Here is a 19,682-nt window from a genome sequence, read left to right as displayed (position 1 = left end):
TTTTCCGCAGCCATGGCGGTCTGATTACAGAGTAGGGACGTGGCGATCAGCAGCGGGCAAAGACAGGAAGTCAGTTGCCTGGTCAGTGTTACCGGTTTTCGAGCAGTGAGGGAAACAGGGAAATTGAGAGGATTCAAAATACGTCAATAAAAATTAGCGGCATTCAGCCAGCAAGGTTTTCAAACGCCGGACCAACAGATTTTCCGGCTCAGGGTTTTTGCCATAGCGGGCGGCTGCATACAGTGACAGGAAACGCCGGGCGTTTTCAAAATCTGTCGCCGGCAAGGCGAGGCGCAATCTTTCCAGATAGGCTTGTGGTCCTTCATGCAGAGCACGTGCTGCGGTCTTTTTTTCCATCTTGCGACAGAAAGAAAAGTATACCTTATCGAGTGGACTTGTACGTGGCTTATTGCGCATGATGGGCAAGGCAATCAAGCCCATGATCGTACTGGCGATGACAAAAAATACCAGGATGATCTGGGTCCAGTCAATTTTTTCAAATCCCAGTGAATGCAGCAAGCTGATCTGCGTGCCTTGATTGTAGTTGAGCACCCACTGATTCCATGAGTTGTTGACGGCGCTCCATTGCATGCGAATCTTGTTGAAGACAGAAATCCCGTCCGGGCTCAGATTGATCAGGCCGGCCAGGCCCTGGCGCGGTACGGCATAGTTCAATGAACGTTCAACACGTTCGGGTGCTACTGCTGCGGTTGGGTCAACCCGTATCCAGCCTTTGCCCGCCACCCAGATTTCTGCCCAGGCATGGGCATCAGATTGACGTACTTCGAGATAGCCATCCACCGAGTTCAGACTGCCGCCCTGGTAACCGGCAATCACACGGGCCGGTATGCCCGCTGCCCGCATCAGCAACACAAAGGCACTGGCATAGTGTTCGCAAAAACCTGCCCGGGTATCGAACAGGAATTCGTCGGCGCTGTTACGACCCAGGGGTGGCGGCTCCAGCGTATAGCTGTAGGCTTGTGTACGGAAGTGGTTAAGTACGGCCCAGGCCAGTTGCAGGTCGTCCTGGTATTGCTGGCGCAACTGTGCTGCGAAGGCCAGCGTCCTGGGGTTGTAGCCCTCAGGCAAAAGCAGGGAACGGGCCTGCATCTCCTTACTGCTATTGGCTTCCAGCCGGTATGCAGGATAGGAGATGGCAACATATTTGAGCCTGTCCGTCGTGATCTGTGAACGACGCGCTTCCATCAGGCGATTCAGGTTGCTACTGCCATCACTATTACCTTCCATTTCCGGTGGTGCGGCAGGCATGTCCAGTGCAAACAACCAATTCTGTTTGTTTGCTTCCAGCGTGATTTCCTGACGTACGGGCTGGCCGGTGTAGCTTATCCAGTCGACATCGGTTTTTGTATCCAGCAGAGGCTTACTGCTTTCCTGTGTCCAGTTTCGTCCGTCAAACTGGTTCATGACGACACCACGCCAATAGAGCTGTGGTTTGGCAGGAACTGCCTGGTCAAACTTGACACGAAAGGCGATTTCTTCTGATTGTGCCAGTTCGCTGATATTGCCTGGTGCCATGGAGTCCGACAAACCGCTGCGGCCAGACTGGGCATCCCCGGGCAGACCCCATAAGGGGCCCTGGATGCGCGGGAATAGCAGGAAGGCGACGATAGTGAGCGGGATTGCCAGGCCCAGTATGCTACCAGCCAGTTTCAGCCTTTGCCTGAATGGTGGCACGATGCCCGTGTAGTGGAAAGACAGTTGTGCCGTCAGCAGCAGGCAGATACCGGTCAGGGAAATCAGGGCGGCGAAGATAGTCTGCTGATAAAAGAAACTGGTCAGCAACAGAAAGAAACCAAGATAAATGACGACAAACAGATCACGTCTGGCATGCATTTCCAGCAGCTTGCAGGTCAGCAGCATCACCAGCATGGTGACACCGGCTTCGCGGCCGAAGAAGGTTCTGTGTGTGAGGAAAACACCAGCCATCATTATCACTGCGATGGGCAGCAGCAACCATGAAGGCGGCAGGCGACGGCCAGTGAGTGTCAGCCAACCGCGCCAGAACAGCAGCAAGGCACAAGCGGCACTGGCCCACCATTTGACATGGTCTGCGTGGGGGAGCAGGACAAAGGTGCAGGCGGCAATCAGCAGCAGGGTATCTGCCTTGTCGCGCGACAGTATGGTGCGGAAGAAAGGGGTTTTCATGCTCAGATTTCGTAAAGGGCCAGGGCGCGCAGACAGGCATGGCAATGCTCAGGCCCCTGGGCTGGTGCAAACTGTGTAGACCCCAGGCGAAAACCATAGACCAGGCCTTGCTGGTCTGCTTCCAGTACCCAGCTGGTCATGCGTGAAAGTTTTAATTCCGTATCCAGGTTGCGTGGCAGCGCGGCAAAATCGAGCATGACATCACTGCCCGAGCCGCCGGCAAATTGCTTGGTCACCAGGTTGCCGCCGAGCGAAGGATCAACTCTGGCAATCTGTTTCCAGGCCAGATGTTTGAGTGCGTCACCTGGCTGGTAGGCGCGCACGCCGGCAAAGTCTTCGTCACCGGCGTGACCGGGAACTTCTTTTTTATTCCCCGCGCCAGATACCGGCAAGGGTGGCGGATGCGCCTCCGGCTGGGGGTAGACCAGGGCCTGGGTGTCGGGCAGCCAGGTACTCCAGGCGCGCAACAAACCGAGCGGGAACCAGGTTTGCAGACGTATCCGGGTAATTGCCTGCAAGCCCCTGGTCTGGGTCGGGAAGCTCAGTTGCACCGTTACACGGCTGTCACCGGCGATATCGACGTATTTTTCAGGATGGCCTTTTGCGGCAAAGCCGACACTGATGGCAAAGCGCGCCTGTGGACGGCGGTTGATCAGGTAGACGGTATATTCGGTTTCTTCCCCGGCGAACACGGCCCTGGCAGGACCAGCCAGCAAATGCAGGTAAGCCAGATTGCGAAAGGCAAAAAATACATTGATCAAGGCGATGCCACCGAGCACATAGGTGAGCGCAAAGCCAAGATTGAGGCTGTAATTGGTGGAGGCCAGAAACATGATCAGCAATAGAACGAGATACACCATGCCGGGTTTGCTGGGCAGGGTGAAGACCCGCCTTTGATTGAGGAACACTTCGCCGTTTTCCGGCTTGTGTTCCAGAAAAATCATCCTGCGCAGTTTTTTTTGAATTGCAGTAAACATGCCAATGTCAGTCAGTGTCGGTCAATGTCAATACATACCAGGCGCCCGGGGTGACGTCAGACGCTGACACGCTTCATCAATTGCGCCAGTAACTCACTGCTGGCGCTGACCTTGCCGGTCTGGGATTTCAGGGGGCGCAAGCGATGCGCAATCACGGGTATCAGGACTGCCTGCACATCTTCTGGTAATACATGGTCACGTCCTTCCATGGCGGCCCAGGCGCGCGCCGCCTGCAGCAGGGCGATGGATGCGCGCGGGCTCATGCCTTCGGCAAACAGATCGCCCTGGCGGGTGGCATTGGCCAGTGACTGTACATAATCGATCAAGGGGGCCGAAGCATGTATTTGCCTGAGTTGCTGCTGTGCCTGCATCAGCTCATCTGACTGCATGACAGCAGGCAGTTGCGCCAAAAGACTGCGCCTGTCTTCCCCCATCAGCAGGGCTCTTTCTGCAGCTGCGTCAGGATAGCCCAGCGACAGACACATCAGGAAACGGTCGAGTTGTGATTCTGGCAGGGCAAAGGTGCCCACCTGGTGGGCAGGGTTCTGCGTGGCGATGACAAAAAAGGGTTGGGGCAGGTTGCGCGTCTGCCCTTCTACCGAGACCTGTCTTTCTTCCATCGCTTCCAGCAGCGATGACTGAGTCTTGGGTGTGGCGCGATTGATTTCGTCGGCCAGCAGGACCTGGCTGAAGATCGGGCCAGGATGGAAGATGAACTGTGATTTTTCGCGATCAAAGATAGAAATTCCGACCACATCTGCGGGCAGCAGGTCACTGGTAAATTGCAGTCGGTTGAACTTCAGGCCCAGCGATATTGCCAGGGCATGGGCCAGGGTGGTCTTGCCCACGCCAGGCAAGTCTTCGATTAGCAAGTGACCGCCGGCCAGCAGGCAGACCAGAGCCTGGCGTATCTGTTGTTCCTTGCCGATGATGATGCTGTTGACCTGTTTTGCGACTTTATGTACTTTGGAAAACATGTATTTCCTTATTGATAATGGTTTGCTCATTACCTGCTTGTTTTGCATATGACGTACGCTCGCCCTGCATCCGTTAGCCATGAAACGCTAGCCGCGAATAGGAGGGCAAATCCCTGGATACAGTGTAAACCGAAATATCAGAAACTGTTGCCTGTGGTGAAAAGTTTCAGACAGACGGATTTGCAAAATCGTTCAAATAGGGTGAAACTGTTGTCAAGACAGATAAAATGAAGAGGGCGTCGACTGACGTTGACTGAATATGGCGCGCTGGTACATCCTGGCGCGGCGTATGTTGACGCTGCTCTGGCAAAGAGACATGACTACTGCGTACTACACCCATGCTGACTGCAAACGCCATGAAATGGGATCATGGCACCCTGAATCGCCTGAACGCCTGCAAGCGATCGATGATCAGTTGATCGCCAGCCGCATCAGTGATTTCCTTGACCACCGTGAAGCGCCGCAAGCCAGCGAGGCTGACCTGGCCAGGGTACATACGGCAGATGCGATATACCGGATACGGGAAAACTGTCCTTCAGAACGCTCGGAATACGAGCATTTCCCGCTTGATGCCGATACATCGCTTAACGCCTATACCTGGCGCGCCTCTTTGCGGGCCGCCGGTGCCGCCGTAGCGGCGACAGATGCCGTCATTGACGGTGAAGTTGAAAATGCCTTTTGTGCAATTCGCCCGCCCGGTCACCATGCAACACCGACTGAAGCCATGGGTTTTTGCATGTTCAACAATGTTGCCGTCGCGGCCAAGCATGCGCTCGAATCGCGCGGCCTGCGCCGGGTTGCCATCGTTGACTTTGATGTGCATCACGGCAATGGTACCGAAGAAGCCTTCCGCAATGATGAACGGGTCCTGATGGTTAGTTTTTTCCAGCACCCTTATTATCCGTATACCGGCACTGAACATCCAGCTCCCAATATGGTGAATGTCCCCGTCCCGGCACACAGCTACGGCGATGTGGTGCGCCAGCTGGTCAGTGAGCGCTGGCTGCCAGCCTTGCGTGCCTTTGAACCGGAAATGATCTTTATTTCTGCCGGTTTTGATGCTCATCGTGAAGATGAAATGGGGCAGATGGGCCTGGTCGAAGCTGATTACACCTGGATCACCAGAGAAATCATGGCGATCGCCAAAGAATTTTCAAACAAGCGCATCGTCAGCTGTCTTGAGGGGGGCTACAACCTGTCGGCTCTGGGGCGCAGTGTGGTCGCTCATTTGAAAGTGCTGGCGGATCTCGACTGAGCGCCTACATGCAGATAAATTCAAGGCTTGATCAAGTCAGGACAGACCGGCTCGTGCTGCGCAGGCTGTCCATGGATGATCTGGACAGCGCCATCAGGATACATGGGGACCCAGCCGTCAACCTGCACAATCCCGGTGGGGTACGCACACCGGAGGCGACCCGTGCGTTGATCGAGGATTGGACCGATTTCTGGGACCGGCATGGTTTTGGCTATTGGACGGTGCGTCTGGCAGCACAACCAGAACAGGTTCTGGGTTTTGGCGGTATCATGCGCAAACAGATTGCCAGCTTCAGCGGCCTGAATCTGTACTTTCGCTTTGCCGCTCATACCTGGGGCAAAGGCTATGCCACGGAAATGGCCAGGGCGGCCTTGCACGCTGCTTTTGTCGTTTTGACTGAAGAAGCAGTGTTTGGTCTGACCAGACCTGCGAATATCCCCTCGCGTCGTACCCTCGAGAAAATCGGCATGCGACTATTTTCAGAGGTTGATGATGTATCCGGCGAAGCAGCCAGCCCGATTTACCGCATCACCCGCGATGATTACCTGCAGAGGATTTGATCCGGGTTTGCAAGATAACATTCCTATATTGACCAGGCGTCCAACATGCTTAAAAGACTTTTGCAGGTACTGATGATGACTTCCACTCTGGTTTTTGTCGCACAGGCGTCCGCCGATGAGATTGCCGTCACGACTGAAAAAGTCGCGCGCTTCATTGATGAATGGCACGATGATGCCGCCCATGCACGCTTGCAGTATTTCGACAAGATGGCAAAAGACGGCGTGTATATAGGAACAGACAAGACAGAACGCTGGACGCGTGATGAGTTCAAAGTTTGGGCCAAACGCTACTTTGAACGCCCATCAGCCTGGGCCTTTACATCCTTTAACCGCCACATCAGCATGTCGCCGGACCGCAACTGGATCTGGTTTGACGAGCAGTTGAAAACGCAGATGGGCATCTGTCAGGCGACAGGTGTCATACGGCAGACTGCACAGGGTTTTGAAATCATGCACTACCAGCTTTCACTGACCGTGCCGAATGAACTGACTGACTATCTTGCTGCCGGTGTGAAGCAACTGCTAGAGAAGCATGCCGCAAAGCAGACCGAACAGGAGCAGAAGAAATAAACCCTGCACTTTGCTCAACATGGTTGCGGCACGCTTGCATTCAATACTTGATGATATAAGTCAGGGCAAAATACGGCGGGCGATTTTCATGCGCCTGACCGCCGCCGGTATTGGTTGTGCCGTAATAATGGTTGTCATTGTCCATGCCGCCTTTGCTGCCTTTTTGGTTGCTACCCTGATAGCCAAGTGGCCAGTCATCATAAGCCTCGCCAAAGCCAAAATGCTGATGGCTGGGTATCTGGTTGACATTGAGTGTTACATTTTCAAGGCCCCCTGTATTCTTGAGCGGATAGTTGCTGAGGCCATTGCCTTGCCCGGCGCCGACGACAAAACGGCTACGCAGGTCTGGTACCGTGCCGCCTATGACGGCAAACAGATTGGGGTAGGTCGATTGACTGATGGTCTGGCCTACGCAAAGCAGCCAGCCATTGGGCGCGTCGCTGCCGCCAAAGGCAATGATGGCGCCGACTGGCAAGGGGTTGATGGCTACGGCGTCGGCAGATTGGGATGGGGCTGTGTTGGTTAATGTGCTCATGGTAGTTTTTATCTGAAAAAGAAAAGAGTGGGAATGGTGCAAATATGTATGTCTGTGTTTGCACCAGTGCGATAAAACGGGGCTTTATCTTTCGGACGCGGCAGTTTAGTGGACTGTAACAGTAAAAAGCGAAGTGCCTGCCATGTGCGCGGCAGCCAGGACGGCGTTGCAAATACTCGCGATAGCACCGCTATCGCTGTGCTTATTTGCTGACACCTTGTCTTGCCCTGGTTCTCCGCGTACATGTCCTTCACTTCCGCTTTCACTGTTACAGTCCATTAGTATTTGATGATGTAGGTCAGCGCATAAAAAGGCGGCATGTTATTGTGCGGCACATTGCCGCCAGTGCGGGCTGTCCAGGTTGTAAAGGACCAGTTAGTGGTTGACCAGCCTTCCGAATTACCTCCCCCGTTATTGCCGCCACCGTTACCACCGCCCACACCATATGCATGACTGTGGTTAGGCATTTCATTTTCGCTCAGATAATGAGTTTCTTCACCACCTGCGCTTTTCAGCGGTCGATTGGACAAACCTCCGCCCTGACCCGCACCGACAATGAAGCGGCTGCGAAGATCAGGGACGTTGGCACCTATCAAGCCATATAAATTGGGATAGGTTGCCTGTGTAATACCAGAACCATCGCACAATAACCAGCCGTTCGGAGCGACGGTTCCCGCAAAACTGACGACGGTGCCAACCGGCACGGAGATAGTGGCAGAAGTATTGGCTGTGACTACATTTGGATTTGGCATGAAATACTCCGGTCAGTCGTTAGTTGTATTGCCATACACATTGAGTGTATACGTGGTTTCTGGTGCGGTCGGGTTGACAATATAAGACGTCACGGTTTGTGGTACCGGTAACTTGACTGGGCTGCCAGAGCCAGTGTCTGCAATGATTTCAAAACTGTCCTGCCCCGCGATATCCCATTGCAACTGAAATGCGTAGCTGGCCGGCGGCACGATCGTTGTCGGCTGGATGGTGAAGCTGTTGATCACCGGTGGAAAGATCAGGGGCACCGTGCACTGTATCTTGTTCAACTGGTTTTGCCAGTTGCTATCCGAGTATGCCCAGCAATAAACTGTCAGCGTCTGGGTCTTGGTGACGCCGGTGATCTGGGGATATTCGGTGTCGTAGTTGAGCGCAGGATGTGCCGTACCATAGGTGTACTTGTGTTCGGGTATGGTCATGCCGGGTATGTAGAAACTCAGCTTGACGCTGCCGACACCGAACATGCTCCAGGTCAGCGGGATGGTGACTTGTTCAGTGGAGCTGTTGACGGTGATGGTTTCTGCCAGGCTGTAGATGCCAATCGCACCGGGATTGGGCGGATTCTGCTTGATGATGGAAACAACGAAAACGGTGTCGTTGTAATGCGTACCGTCATTGGCCATGAACCCGGAAAACTGCACATACATTTGCGTCGGGCCAGTCGGTGTCATTGAGATGATGTTACTGAAAGAGAAGGTTACATTGGACTGGTCGCCCGTACCGATGATCTGCTTGTTGGTGTTGTTGGGTGTCAATGTCCATGTTGGTGAATTGGCCTGGCCGGTAACGGACGGGTTTTGTATGCTCCAGCCATCAGTCTGGTCCACGTAGATGCCGCCACTGATCGCCCAGGCCGAGCCCAGTTGTGAAGACTGCTGCTTGTCATCCGGCGCCAGCGAACCGCTGGTGGTGCCATACACAAAACTGACTGATACCTTGGGCGAGCCTGTCCACATGTTATTGCCATTGAACAACGGCGTACTACCGGTATTCTTGAAATTCAGGTACAGGGTATTGGTCAGTGGATTGCTGATGGCCGATACATAGACGACCCCGCCAAATTCCGGCGCGACATTCAAGACCTGCTGCAGGTCCAGGTTGCCTGGCGCGGGAGGGGCAACCAGTGCCAGTGCGGCCGATACCTGAGTGGGCACACCAGCGCCGCCTATGTTGTTGAAGTTGACCTGCACCGCGTCAGCAGTGGGCGTATTCGACGTCAGCACATTATTGATCGTGAACGTGACGGCGCTGTTGCTATACCAGGGGGCGCTGCCACCCGTCCAGTTCAGTTGCAGGGACATGTCGGCGCTGTTGTAACTGAAGGTCCAGCCTGCCGGTGCGATATTGCTGATCGTCATCTGCTCCAGTTGTGCCGCCGTAAAATACAGCGGCATGAACACTTCCAGGTTGGAGGCACTATTGAGATTGATATCAGCCCCGGTATCATTGGTGAGCGCGATATTGAGGCTGGCTGTGACCCCTGTATAAATGGTAGCGGGTGTGCCCGGTACCGCAGGGTTATTCATGGTCATTATTACTGAGCTCATAATTTCTTCTGTCTGGTTTTAGGTTGATCAAAATAATCAATGTCCAGGATTGCTGGCGCGGTTTTTACTGCTTGCTTGCATTACTCTTGTATTGGTCTTTCGCATTGTTCTTCATTTACGCATCATTACTGTCGGGAGTGAGTTCCAGCCAGCCTTCCTGCAAGGTCTGCGGTGAATAACCATAAACCGGAGTTTCATTGGCGGCATTTGGCGTGAGTGGCGTATCGATGGTGTTACCTGGCGTGATCCATGACCAGCCATAGCCACTTTCTGCCGGCAAGGGGACGACCAGCCCCTGGCTCATCTTCAGCATGGGCCTGGTGACGAAATTGACTTGCAGGCTGCTCATTGCTGTTGTGTACTGGTCTGGCGGTATGCTCAGTTCATTGACTGGCAATACGCCCGTCGTCGCATGCACGGCTGCGCGTGGATCAACCAGCATGGTCAGGTTGCGCGATGGCGCATTCAGTGTCAGTTGCACCGTGGTTTCAGTCGGCGCGCGGACGCCTCCCTGCATGCCGGGATCGGCTGCCGGGGCATAGAAAATCTCACCTGTGTAGGGATTGTCACCCGTTCCATCCATCAGGTAGCCAACCAGGCCATCGTCAAGATTGGCAAGATCACCCAGTCTTAATGGGAAGTTGACGTTTTGCAGGTTGGCGCTGCTGTAGGCCATGCGGTCAGTGTAATTGACACGGTTATTGTTGACATCCTGCGGGAAAGGGCTGCCGGGACCATTGTCAGCTTGCGACAGCGGCAGCAGGTTGCCGGCTGTTTCCAGACCAACCGTGGCCCTGACCAGGGCCAGCGGATTACCCAACAGGACGGACAGATTGGCGTCACTCGCATAATGCGAGGGGTTGATGTAATCGGCAGAATCGAGTATCACCTTCATCAAGTCTTGCAGGTAGCTGGCATTCTGGCTATTGATGTACCACATGTAATTGGCCAGATTGGCGTTGACGGTAGGCGAGCCTGGTTCACCGATGTCATACGCCAGACTGTTGGTGGCATTGGCCAGATTGCCGGCACGTGTACGATAGACCAGGGCAGGATTGGTCGTCAGGTGTTCTATGCCGAATGTGCCTATAGGACTGCCGTCTGCATTGTAGAAGAACAGGTTATTGTCCAGATGATTGGGCACGACCCAGCCACAGACCGGCGAGGTGGCCGGGTGGTGGCTCATTTCTTCAAAATCTCCGGTGATACCGGCGATGCTGGTGTCATACGAAGCCGACAGCCACTGGAACCACAGGCGACTTGACGCCAGCAACCTGGGTGGCAGATAAATCTTGCCCTGGTTGGCGGTATCCTCTGCAGGCGGGGTCATGGAGTAAGCGGTAATCACTTCCAGTGATCCATCAGGGTTGCTGGCCGAGGTCGCCAGGTCCATGCGCTGACCAAAGGCATCGACGATTTCTATGCTCATGATCTCCAGGAAGCCCGAGCGCAGGGGACCAAAATTCCCCTGCGCCAGCAAGCCAGTCGATATGGGCTGCTGGCTGTTGAAACCAAAGTCATACCAGTTGTCCCAGGAATTCTGTTTTGCCGCATTGGCGACTGCCGTGGTGATGCTGTCGCGGCTGCCCTTGGTCAGGTCTTCCACGGCGACCTGGGCGACATCGGCAGTCAACACCTGCTGGATATTGAAACCGCTGATCGATTGCGCCAGGAAATTCTTGTCCGCATACAGGTCGGCAATTTGCTGCAAGGTAGGATTGTCAGGGTCACCAGGATGGCCGGCGATATAGGAGTTGATCTGGTAGACCAGCACCCCGGTGGAATTGGAACTCATGGTTGAAGAGTTACCATAGGTGACAGGATCAGGCGAAGTGAAATTCACAGCCTGGTTGCCGTTCATCTTGTAGACATAATCGACGGCGTCGGTGTCCAGGGTAAAGAAGTCGGTGAGGTTGGACGGTGAATAAATCGCATTGCCATTGCTGTCCTTGGCTTCCCACAACAAGGGATTGAGCCTGACATTCCAGACCATGAATACGGGCAGGAAGGGATTGACCTGGCTCGACGGGAAACCGGCTGGCGTTGCCTGGGTACTCCAGCCTATGGTATTGGGCGCCCAGCCATTGTTGGCAGCATTGCTGAAAGTGATATCCAGCGACTGTGGTGCGCTGATAGCAACGACTGGATTGGCTGAAGGCTGGTAATTGTCGCCTGCCACCGTCGTAAACAGACCGGTATCGGCAGGGGCCGGCACGCCACCAGCATTCGGTGCAATATCGAGCGGGCTCAGCCCACCTTGTGCATACATCAGGCTGGTGGTAAAAGCCGGGAGCGAACTGACGGCCGGATTATTGGCGCCGCCTGTCGCAGCGAGGCTGGATGCCACCGCTGTCGCCAGCATGGGAGTGATCAGACACGCTTCGCCTAACAAGGCGCTGACATCGGCGCCCATGGGGATACTGCTGTTGACGGCAGGAACGATGCCTGTACTGCTGGCAGTGACCTGCAACTGATTGCCGTTGTAGCAGATATTGAGCTGGCCCAGTATTTCCAGGCTCAGACGAACGAAGGTCAGCTGAGCTTTGCCATTCCTGCGCGCAGGTTCCATCATGTCGCCCTGCATCAGCACCAGCGGTTCGTTGGGCAGATAGAAGGGATCATTCCTCGTGCACTGCACTTGCCAGGCCGGGTAAGCGGCCAGGGCATTTTGTACGATCTGGTAATTGTCCCAGACCTTGTAAGCCAGGCTGGAGAGTGATACACCATTGACAGGCTGGTTGATGCCGGTTACAGCGCCAGACTCTTCATTCGTGATATACGACAATATGCCGACGGCATTACCCTTGGCGATGACGGCATTCAATTCACCGCCGCTGGCGGTGTTGATGAAATTCGTCATATTGCCGATGCTGATGTTGGGATCAGTGATTTCACCTGTGTACAGTTTCACATAATGGGTCCAGTCCATGAACAATTGCTTGCGCATGGTCGAGAGGGCGGCGCGTCCCATGTCATAGTTTTTCTGTGCCTGGTTCAGCAGGTAGAGCTGCTCTGCCAGGTCCAGTGGCAGCGTCACTTCATCATCCGGATTGACAGGGGTGTCACCACTGACTTCCTGGCTGCCTATGATCCACAGGTAGCCACTGGGGTCGGTAGAGAAGGCATTGCTGTGCAGTGCTTCTTCCAGCGCGATCAGTTTATTGGGGGTTTTTTCCAGATCAGCCAGCAGGCCCAGTTGCAGTGCATCGAGCAGGTATTCATAATTGGTCAGCACATTCGTGTCACTGGTCTGCTGGCCCATGTCAGTCTTGAGCATGGCCGCCACCGCTTCTTCGGTTGAATTGCCGACGGCAATTTCGACTTCGGTATCCCAGACAGAAACGTTTGATGCATTATTCGATTGCAAAAAGTAAGTCGTACCAGGGTTGCTGAGCATGTTCCAGACAACCTCCTGCGTAGTGCCTGCGGACAGGGTTTCTTCAGGATAATTGAGCGAGGCTATCGTGTGATCTTCATTGAGTTCATAACCGACGTCGGCCATATTGAAAGTCCATTTCATTTTTCCGGCAGTAATCTGCTGGAAAAAATCATTGGGTGTCAGTTCAGGCGCGACGTGGTTGTTATTGCAGTCGCTCAGGTACTGGTTATAGTCGTCGGTGATATGGGCATCGATATTGGCAAGTGGATCGGACATGCTTTCATTGAGCCAGCCTGTCACCTGGTAACTGGTGCGAAACTGTATCGTGGCGTTTGCCTTCAATGCCTCATACAAAGACTTGTAACCGGGATAAGGCACATCAGAAAAATTGTCCCAGAAACCAAAGACGCTGCAGCATTCAGGATAGTAAGAGCCAAAATAGGCACCGACAAAACCGATGGAAGTCAGGTAGAGCGGGCTGCCATCGGTACTCTTGTAATAGGGCAGGTAATTCGATGCCGGCGTATTGGCCGGGTTCCAGCTTGCGGCATCGACCACCCGTCCCATGTACATGAAAGGTTGTTGCTGAAAGCCGGGCTGGGCAGGGATGGGGACAGAAATGACAGGCCGTATAATGCCGGATGAGTCGGCTTGCAGCGATGATGCGAGATAGTCGCTTTCCACTACCCAGCTTTTGCTGCTGATGCTGCCATAAGCTTGTGTTGCCGGGTCATAAAAACTCAGGAAGCGTGTCACCAGCCAGCGGTTTGGTGCGGCCGGGAAGACCAGATTTCCACCTTCTGCAGGTTGAGTCCCCTTGCGGAAGTAGTCAGGCAATTCCCATTGCAGATGCACACCGACACCGAGCGGGTTGGCGGGGCTGTTCAGCGGTGCGCCGCTGGTAGTGCTGCCAAGCGGCTTGTAAATCTTGTCACCGGTACTGGCCGCTGCTGGCGGGGAGCCGCCGTTGGGATTGTACCAGGGCATGGAATTGAAGCTGGCTGTCTTGCCCTGGAAACCGCCCACGACATTGGTGGCGTCATTATTGTTGACGCGCAGTGCTGCGATATTGAGTGGAACAATTGCGTTCATCATGATTTTCTGTCGCTGGCTTAATGAATTCAGGTATTCGATTTATAAAAACTGACCATGCCCACACCCTCGGTCATTTCAAAGCCCATCTCGGCCGAATCTATGCTGCTTGGGGTCGTGGTGCCCGGAGGTGGCGCGACAGACTGGTTGGCTCGCAGGATCAGTTTGGACAAAGTATCCATGCCCAGCACGCGTGGCGATATGCTACGGAAACATGAGCTGATATCAGTCGGTGTCACCGTCTGGCTCATGGTGACGCTATTGGTTGTGGTGCCATTGATGGTCGACGTAACGTTGCCAAAGGTGTACAGATTCTTGACCGCCGTTGCGGCATGGCCCCTGACGGTGCAGCCATTCTGGAAACAATCTATGCCATAGTGCAGTGCCTGTGGTGCTTCGTGTATGTCGACACGGTAGGCATCGCCGGCAATCAGGCAGATCAGGGTGTCTGATTGCGGGCCAAGTTGCTCCAGTCGCAGTATCTGCAGCATGACAGGATTCGGGTCTTTTGGTGTGCCGCCAAGCGGATAGACGTTCACTCCCATGCTTGGGTAGTCAAGCACCAGCGAAGAGCGCATGATGAATCCGCTGATGACAGTGGCATTGTTCTGGTCGACAGCAGCGGTTGTGCCAAATGCCTTGGCCCTGACCTGTGATGCCGTGCTCTTGACCTGCATGGTCACCTCTGGCAAGACGGCGGATTGCAGATTCATTTCCGGCGTATCGACCTGCGTGGTCAGGTTACGGCCTATGCTCATGGCGCCATCCGTCAAGGCCGAAATCCAGTTACTGTCCAGGTAAAAAAAACGTAGTGATTCTGGTGGCAGCATGTTTTCATCCGGCACCAGATAATTGAAGGGCACGCCATGCAGCAGTGCCAGGTTGGCCAGCCAGTCCACCAGCACTTGCGGCATGGCGGGGTTTGGGAGGTTGGCCTGCACGTTGGCGGGGCTGGAATAGGCTGTCTGCAGGTTACTGATCAGCGATGAGCGCTTGTACACGGATTTCATATTAAATCTCAGGATTGAGTGACATGATGGTGCGTTTCAGCAGTGAACCAGAGCCATGCGGAGCCGGTGCGCCAGCCACAAGTTTCATTTGCCTGCTCTGCGGCGCCAGGTTCAGCGAAGCTCCCAGGCTCTGTTCCAGCATCTGGTCTTCCACCGATTGTTGTATCTGCATTTCCAGGTCGCGCTTCCAGGTGTAGTAGCTTGTCGAGAATGACGTATCCTGCAAGGCCACCATGCGGCCTATGGTCCAGGCTGCGGCATAGGAGGTGTCAAGCAATCCTGTGGTCGGGTCAAAGATGGTCGCGGCATCGGGTGAGGCAATCGGCACCTGCAGCCACGACTGCGTGACCTGGTAAGGTGTGAGCGGGCCACGGTACCAGGACACTGTCTGACCTGCTGTGCGCAGGGTTTCGTTGAGCGGTACATAACCCATATCCAGTGCCCCGCGCACGACTGCATTGTTCCCCTGGTACAGCAGGCGCAGGTTGGTGTTGACAGCAGCGGGCGGTGGCTGCTTGTTCGGGTCGTCAATCACACGGCCGTTGAGGCTCAGCAACTGGTGGACAAAGGTCGCTGGCTGGCCAGTGCTGAAAAAAGTCCAGTTGCTTAATACAGCCAGCCTCAATGAAAGGTTGCCATTGAAGGTGTTACCCGTTGGCGCGCCGCCGCTGCTGGTACTGGGCAGAAAGTTCTGCAATTCTTCCAGCGACACCAGAAAGGCTACTGTCTTTTTGCCGGTGGCAGGCAGGCGGTTGCCAAATACGACGGAGAATGAACCGGTAGGTTCACCTGGATCTGGTGTATTGGTGGTAGTCGGCTGGTTGATCAGACTGACCACGCGACCATGGGCCATCTGCTTCAAGTCATCGACACTGGGGGCGATCTTCCAGAACAGGCTCAGGGGCACATCAATGGTCTGAATGGCATCTGTCAATGTTTCGCCTGGTTCCAGCCCCAGTATGGTGGTGGCGCCATTAAAGTAGGAATAATTATTCCCCAGGCTGCTGGTTGTGCCAGATGGCAGAGCAGCCTGCGGAAACAGATCGGCCACGCTGCGGGTTGCTGGCGTCAGGTTCAGGCTCAAGCCTTCAGCGGCGCAGGCGCTGACATCGTCTTCATCAAGCAGCATGACCCATAACCAGGTCGGCACGTCGGCATCGGTGTCCGTGCCTGGCTCTGGTGGTGAATAGGGCAGTTGATTGGTCGGGTAGCGCACCCAGGGGAAGGTCTTTTGAGAAAACACCACATGTGGCAAGACATTGCTGAATTCACCCGAGGCATTGTCAGAAGGGAAGACCGAACTGATCACATTGCCAGGCTGTGAAATCGCAAAGCGGTCTGCCGTGACGGCAAAGGTATAGCTGTTGCTATAGTCTGCGCCGGCGACGGCGTTGCCAGCACTATCGAGTATGTTTTGCCTTACCTGCAACTGGTAACCACCGGCATCCAGGCCCGGTAGAAAATGCTGGATAAAGGATACCTGCTGGTTCAGCAAATAGGTTTCGTCGTCATTGACAGCCATGTTGATTCACACCTTCAAAAAATGTTCATTCATGCATTACTTGGCGCAGATCACCCTTGCTAGGCTGCGATCGCTTCGCCCAATACTCCCACCAGCGGCCAGTCTGTCAGGGCTTCTGTCGTTGCCATCGCGGTCAGATTCAATTGCGCAGGCGTATAGGTGCCAAAGCCATTGGCCGTCAGGTCGTCGAGCAAGATATTACGCTGGCCGCTGACCCAGCTATTGGTCAGTGAACTGAGTACATAATGTTGGTTCGTCATCGATTGCGTGCTGGCCCCGGTGACACTGATCTGTAAATCTTCGTCCGGTTTGGTAATGGTCGAGGTGACGGTGTAATTCTGGTCAGACTGTTGTGAGGTATAGCTGAAAGTAGTCTGGTTGCCAGCCGTAAATATCAGTTGTATCAGCGGTACATTGTTGACCGTCAAGGGGTTTCTTGGCAGTGCCGTGATATTGAAACCCATCAATGTGTGGGACAGCAGGGCCACTGTATTGGCGTCTTTGCTGACATTCGGGTCACCCCACAGAGCAGTATTCGAATTACCGAGTACGGGCTGTATCTGCACTTCATCAATGTAGTCATTGAAGCTGCCGTTATTGTCTGCTTTGGTCAGCGTGATGGTGTGAATGGTCTGCACACCCGACAGCTTCATGGGCTTGACGCTGATCGTTGGGTTCCATATTTGCGTGCTGGAGTAAGACTCACTGGCTGCCACGAGATGCGGCAAGGCCGTGGTGCTGGCGATCGGCAATACATTTGGTATCGTCGTTGTCGTGCTGCTGCCGGTACTCCAGCGTGCCACGTTTGATGGTATGGTTGATGCAGTCATCAACTGGAACTGATTCGGATCGATGATCCAGTCCCAGGTCCGGCCTTCGGCATCGACGATGTCCTGTTGCAGCAAGCCTATTGCTACCGATGCCGAAGCATTGTTATCAGTATTGCCTGCGTCATTGCTGCTTGCTGCGAGTTTCTGGGCCTGGGCCGATTTCTGCATGCTGAGCATGCCCATGCTGCGCGCAGACACAGTCTTGGCAGAGTTTGTTGATGTGGAACCGCTGCCAGGCAAGAAGTTGTCTGCCACATTCTGCCAGCTGACAGGGGCAGGATTGGGGGCAGAAGAACCGAAGCGAATGGTAAAGCTGACGATATCGAGATCAACTTCTGCACGGCCACCAAATGACGGTCCCCAGACCTGCAGATTGGCACCGACACTGACACGTATCGTAAACAGGCCCAGATCGACCGAGCAGCCGACATTGACATAGGCATCTGCCTGGTAGACAAAGGGCGCCCAGGCAATCAGGAAGTCCATGCCGCAATTGAACCAGGCCTTGATGGAGCCAAGTGAGAAGGTGGCAGAAAACTGCATGCCCGCCATGAACATTGCCGGTGTCAGCGCCAGGTAGGATGAGCCGGACGCCTGGAAAGGCCCAAGCGCAAAACCCATTTGCATACGTGGCACGGCCGGGTACCAGGCCGGTTTGGAATAGGCACTGTTATAGCCGCCAATCGTGACGACAAAATCCCCTTTGTGCTCACCGCTGAACCATATATTGAAGGCAAAGCCACCGCTGATCTTGACGAAGTCGCCATACAGGTAAGATGCAGGGGTGATGACGCCGGCGACTGCCAGCGCACCACTGTCTGGCGTGAACGAAGCGACGATATCGATTTCTATGTAGGCGAGCGGGCTGCTTGCTCCCTTCGGTAACGTGATGGAGCAGGAGCCGAGCAAACCTATCTGTGTACTGACACCAAACGAGACCGTGACCAGGGCAAAGGCCGAGACCATGTTGAAGGAGGTGAACTGTATGCCAGCAGCCACCCAGTATTGACCGGGCTGGTTGGTCACGACAGGGTTGGAGCCGCCCGCCAGTTGTGTGAGTACACTGCTGAAGGCTGCACCTGCATTCGATGGTTGTGCCGGGGCCTTGCCAGGCAACAGCAGGTAACCGGGCAGGGTCGCCATGGTGGGCAGGTTGAGTGCATAGTTGACGCCAAAACCAAAGGCAAGGCCCGATACATACAGGAAGGGCGGGCCACCCAAGGGCACTTGCAGGTTGGCATAGATGAAGAAGGATGCCGGATTGCCGTGCTGTGCCGGGGCATAGCCGCCTATGGCCTTGAAGCCATAGCTGGCCACCTGCACCACCACTTCACCATAGTAATTGGTGATGTCGTTCTGGATGACTTTCAGGAAAGCGCCGCCCAGTCTGAGGCTGCCACGCTGGAAGTCCATCGCCAGGCCATCAAGATCAAAACTGACTGTATCGCCAGCAGGCATGCCTGGCAAAGGCAGGGGGAAGGTGATGGACAGGCCTTGCAGGTCCAGCGAAAAGCCACCCATGGAAAAACCGGCAGACAGGCCAAAAGTCGCTTCACCGCTTTTATAGTTCAGGCCGATTTTTTGCAGGTCAACCGGGCCAAAGGTCTTGTTGATCTTGATCCAGTTGATCGGGCTGGCTGGCGGGCTGGCGTTGACGCTGCCACTACCCTGATAATAGGTGGCTGGCGCTGTCGAAGCCGGCGCGGCAGGCAGGGCCATGGGCAGGGAAAAATTGCTGACGGCACTGTTGCTGCCTTCTCGCATCAGGCCGGCGGTAAAGGCAAAGCCTTTTTTGTCGAGGCTGAAGGTGGTCTGGTCGCCTGAAGTATTTATCGCATAGCTATTGCTTTCGCGCGAAGGCGGTGAACCGGCAGGTTTCAAAGGATTGCTGCTCTGTGACACCTTGGGGATATTGAAGCTGACCGGCTTGCCATTGTTTTGCGCCGGGTCGGCATTGGTATAACTGAAGCCCAGGTGTTTGAGCGTGTATTCATTGAATACCGGTATGGTGCCGACCAGGGGCAAATCCTTAAAGGCCAGATTGGTGTCGATTGATGCTCCCACCACGTAGCTGCTGACACTGGAGCCGCTGGTCAGTATGGTATCGGCATAAAAACTGAAGCTGAAGGTCTCGGTGCTGCCACCGTTCCGGTACACGAGGTCAAACTTGGCGGCCATGCCCATTTCTGTCGTGGTCGCACCGCTGACAGGTTTGGCATACCTGATCTGTCCTGCCACATAGTCGATAATAGCTTCCAGATTCAGTTCAGGCGGGAACTGCACATCGACACCAAACTGCTGGCCGATATAGCTCATGAACTTGCCTATATCTATCGTGGCATCCTGTACCGAACCACTGAAGGTGTAGACAGAACCAGCCGAGTCGCTTTCCACTTCTGCGCTCAGGGAAACAGGAACAGACCCGATTTGCAGGTTCAGGCCGAGGGTGAGGTCGATAGCAGTATTGGACATGGCGCAAAGTCAGTATGGG

Annotated in this window: 13 protein-coding genes; 3 read left to right on the top strand and 10 right to left on the bottom strand. The window is 54.6% G+C overall.

Annotation, left to right across the window (positions count from 1 at the left end; all coding sequences use genetic code 11):
- Positions 1-153 precede the first annotated feature (153 nt).
- The 3 genes from LZ463_RS18020 to LZ463_RS18010 are packed head-to-tail and all read right to left on the bottom strand — an operon-like array spanning position 154 to position 4,120.
- Positions 154-2,166: a transglutaminase TgpA family protein gene (locus LZ463_RS18020; RefSeq protein ID WP_241457203.1), complete on the bottom strand. Its 2,013-nt coding sequence runs from the start codon at positions 2,164-2,166 to the stop codon at positions 154-156.
- Positions 2,167-2,168: 2 nt separating this feature from the next.
- Entirely contained in the window at positions 2,169-3,143 is a 975-nt protein-coding gene (locus LZ463_RS18015; RefSeq protein ID WP_241457202.1) for a DUF58 domain-containing protein, read from the bottom strand.
- Positions 3,144-3,199: 56 nt separating this feature from the next.
- Positions 3,200-4,120 (bottom strand): AAA family ATPase, encoded by a 921-nt coding sequence (locus tag LZ463_RS18010; protein ID WP_241457201.1) that lies wholly within the window; start codon positions 4,118-4,120, stop codon positions 3,200-3,202.
- A gap of 316 nt (positions 4,121-4,436) precedes the next feature.
- Between LZ463_RS18010 and LZ463_RS18005 the strand changes: the two genes are divergently transcribed.
- The 3 genes from LZ463_RS18005 to LZ463_RS17995 all read left to right on the top strand — a co-directional run bounded on the left by LZ463_RS18005 (position 4,437) and on the right by LZ463_RS17995 (position 6,505).
- Entirely contained in the window at positions 4,437-5,375 is a 939-nt protein-coding gene (locus LZ463_RS18005; RefSeq protein ID WP_241457323.1) for a histone deacetylase family protein, read from the top strand.
- A gap of 8 nt (positions 5,376-5,383) precedes the next feature.
- Positions 5,384-5,935: a GNAT family N-acetyltransferase gene (locus LZ463_RS18000; protein WP_241457200.1), complete on the top strand. Its 552-nt coding sequence runs from the start codon at positions 5,384-5,386 to the stop codon at positions 5,933-5,935.
- A 72-nt stretch (positions 5,936-6,007) separates the two neighbouring features.
- Positions 6,008-6,505 (top strand): nuclear transport factor 2 family protein, encoded by a 498-nt coding sequence (locus tag LZ463_RS17995; protein WP_241457199.1) that lies wholly within the window; start codon positions 6,008-6,010, stop codon positions 6,503-6,505.
- Positions 6,506-6,545: 40 nt separating this feature from the next.
- Here the strand turns inward: LZ463_RS17995 and LZ463_RS17990 are convergent, their stop codons facing one another.
- From LZ463_RS17990 to LZ463_RS17960, 7 genes are all read right to left on the bottom strand, one after another.
- The gene (locus LZ463_RS17990) at positions 6,546-7,040 is read right to left on the bottom strand and encodes a phage tail protein (protein WP_241457198.1); all 495 of its coding nucleotides are present in this window, start codon (positions 7,038-7,040) and stop codon (positions 6,546-6,548) included.
- Between the two features lie 278 nt (positions 7,041-7,318).
- The gene (locus LZ463_RS17985) at positions 7,319-7,792 is read right to left on the bottom strand and encodes a phage tail protein (RefSeq protein ID WP_241457197.1); all 474 of its coding nucleotides are present in this window, start codon (positions 7,790-7,792) and stop codon (positions 7,319-7,321) included.
- Between the two features lie 12 nt (positions 7,793-7,804).
- Positions 7,805-9,358 (bottom strand): hypothetical protein, encoded by a 1,554-nt coding sequence (locus tag LZ463_RS17980; protein WP_241457196.1) that lies wholly within the window; start codon positions 9,356-9,358, stop codon positions 7,805-7,807.
- A gap of 115 nt (positions 9,359-9,473) precedes the next feature.
- Complete coding sequence (locus LZ463_RS17975) at positions 9,474-13,832, bottom strand: hypothetical protein (RefSeq protein ID WP_241457195.1); 4,359 nt, start codon at positions 13,830-13,832, stop codon at positions 9,474-9,476.
- Positions 13,833-13,858: 26 nt separating this feature from the next.
- Positions 13,859-14,839, bottom strand: coding sequence for a hypothetical protein (locus tag LZ463_RS17970; RefSeq protein WP_241457194.1), 981 nt, complete (start codon positions 14,837-14,839; stop codon positions 13,859-13,861).
- A gap of 1 nt (position 14,840) precedes the next feature.
- Entirely contained in the window at positions 14,841-16,361 is a 1,521-nt protein-coding gene (locus tag LZ463_RS17965; protein ID WP_241457193.1) for a hypothetical protein, read from the bottom strand.
- A gap of 59 nt (positions 16,362-16,420) precedes the next feature.
- Positions 16,421-19,663, bottom strand: a complete 3,243-nt coding sequence (locus LZ463_RS17960) for a DUF6603 domain-containing protein (RefSeq protein WP_241457192.1) — start codon at positions 19,661-19,663, stop codon at positions 16,421-16,423.
- Between the last annotated feature and the right edge of the window lie 19 nt (positions 19,664-19,682).

It is taken from the genome of Undibacterium paludis, assembly GCF_022568815.1.
GTDB lineage: Bacteria > Pseudomonadota > Gammaproteobacteria > Burkholderiales > Burkholderiaceae_D > Undibacterium.
This window is presented reverse-complemented; position numbering and strand designations above follow the sequence as displayed.